Origin of the sequence: Acinetobacter sp. YH12108, from assembly GCF_013419055.1 — a bacterium.
Classification (GTDB): domain Bacteria; phylum Pseudomonadota; class Gammaproteobacteria; order Pseudomonadales; family Moraxellaceae; genus Acinetobacter.
Genome location: NZ_VPAW01000059.1, coordinates 1 through 1,626, shown reverse-complemented (window position 1 = coordinate 1,626; position 1,626 = coordinate 1). Strand labels below are relative to the sequence as shown.

General features: G+C 57.1%; 2 protein-coding genes. Both read left to right on the top strand.

Annotated features, from left to right (window positions below; translation table 11 throughout):
- Positions 1 to 246: 246 nt before the first annotated feature.
- Positions 247 to 1,461 (top strand): chloramphenicol/florfenicol efflux MFS transporter FloR, encoded by a 1,215-nt coding sequence (floR, locus tag FTU46_RS16590; protein WP_000214119.1) that lies wholly within the window; start codon positions 247 to 249, stop codon positions 1,459 to 1,461.
- Positions 1,462 to 1,488: 27 nt separating this feature from the next.
- Positions 1,489 to 1,626, top strand: a 138-nt coding sequence (locus FTU46_RS16830; RefSeq protein ID WP_257222279.1) for a LysR family transcriptional regulator, incomplete at its 3' end; no start/stop codon positions are given.

Here is a 1,626-nt window from a genome sequence, read left to right as displayed (position 1 = left end):
TTAGGGCGGCAGAGGGGGCTGGAACGCTGAGTGCGCCCATGCCGCATTGCGAAGCAAAAGATAATCGGATAAAATGTAGCAATTCATATTCGTAAGCGTGGAGTAATCAGATGGGAAATTCCAAGTCAGCAGACAAGTAAGCCGCAACAACCAGTATTGTTGTTGCGGCGCTCTGTAAGGCTAGTCTCATCTGATTGCTGACGAGCAGACGTCGCCCGGTATTCCTTAATCGAGGGTTGATTCGTCATGACCACCACACGCCCCGCGTGGGCCTATACGCTGCCGGCAGCACTGCTGCTGATGGCTCCTTTCGACATCCTCGCTTCACTGGCGATGGATATTTATCTCCCTGTCGTTCCAGCGATGCCCGGCATCCTGAACACGACGCCCGCTATGATCCAACTCACGTTGAGCCTCTATATGGTGATGCTCGGCGTGGGCCAGGTGATTTTTGGTCCGCTCTCAGACAGAATCGGGCGACGGCCAATTCTACTTGCGGGCGCAACGGCTTTCGTCATTGCGTCTCTGGGAGCAGCTTGGTCTTCAACTGCACCGGCCTTTGTCGCTTTCCGTCTACTTCAAGCAGTGGGCGCGTCGGCCATGCTGGTGGCGACGTTCGCGACGGTTCGCGACGTTTATGCCAACCGTCCTGAGGGTGTCGTCATCTACGGCCTTTTCAGTTCGATGCTGGCGTTCGTGCCTGCGCTCGGCCCTATCGCCGGAGCATTGATCGGCGAGTTCTTGGGATGGCAGGCGATATTCATTACTTTGGCTATACTGGCGATGCTCGCACTCCTAAATGCGGGTTTCAGGTGGCACGAAACCCGCCCTCTGGATCAAGTCAAGACGCGCCGATCTGTCTTGCCGATCTTCGCGAGTCCGGCTTTTTGGGTTTACACTGTCGGCTTTAGCGCCGGTATGGGCACCTTCTTCGTCTTCTTCTCGACGGCTCCCCGTGTGCTCATAGGCCAAGCGGAATATTCCGAGATCGGATTCAGCTTTGCCTTCGCCACTGTCGCGCTTGTAATGATCGTGACAACCCGTTTCGCGAAGTCCTTTGTCGCCAGATGGGGCATCGCAGGATGCGTGGCGCGTGGGATGGCGTTGCTTGTTTGCGGAGCGGTCCTGTTGGGGATCGGCGAACTTTACGGCTCGCCGTCATTCCTCACCTTCATCCTACCGATGTGGGTTGTCGCGGTCGGTATTGTCTTCACGGTGTCCGTTACCGCGAACGGCGCTTTGGCAGAGTTCGACGACATCGCGGGATCAGCGGTCGCGTTCTACTTCTGCGTTCAAAGCCTGATAGTCAGCATTGTCGGGACATTGGCGGTGGCACTTTTAAACGGTGACACAGCGTGGCCCGTGATCTGTTACGCCACGGCGATGGCGGTACTGGTTTCGTTGGGGCTGGTGCTCCTTCGGCTCCGTGGGGCTGCCACCGAGAAGTCGCCAGTCGTCTAACCGACGACTGGTAGCAGGCCCGCTCCGATGCGGCGCACTAACCATCGAAACCTCGTGAATGTCGGTATCCTGTCTGGCAGGATACCGCTCATTTCCCTTGTTCAGTTCATCGCCGTCGCCGAGCATCTGAATTTTCGGCATGCGGCCAAGGCACTTGGTATCAGC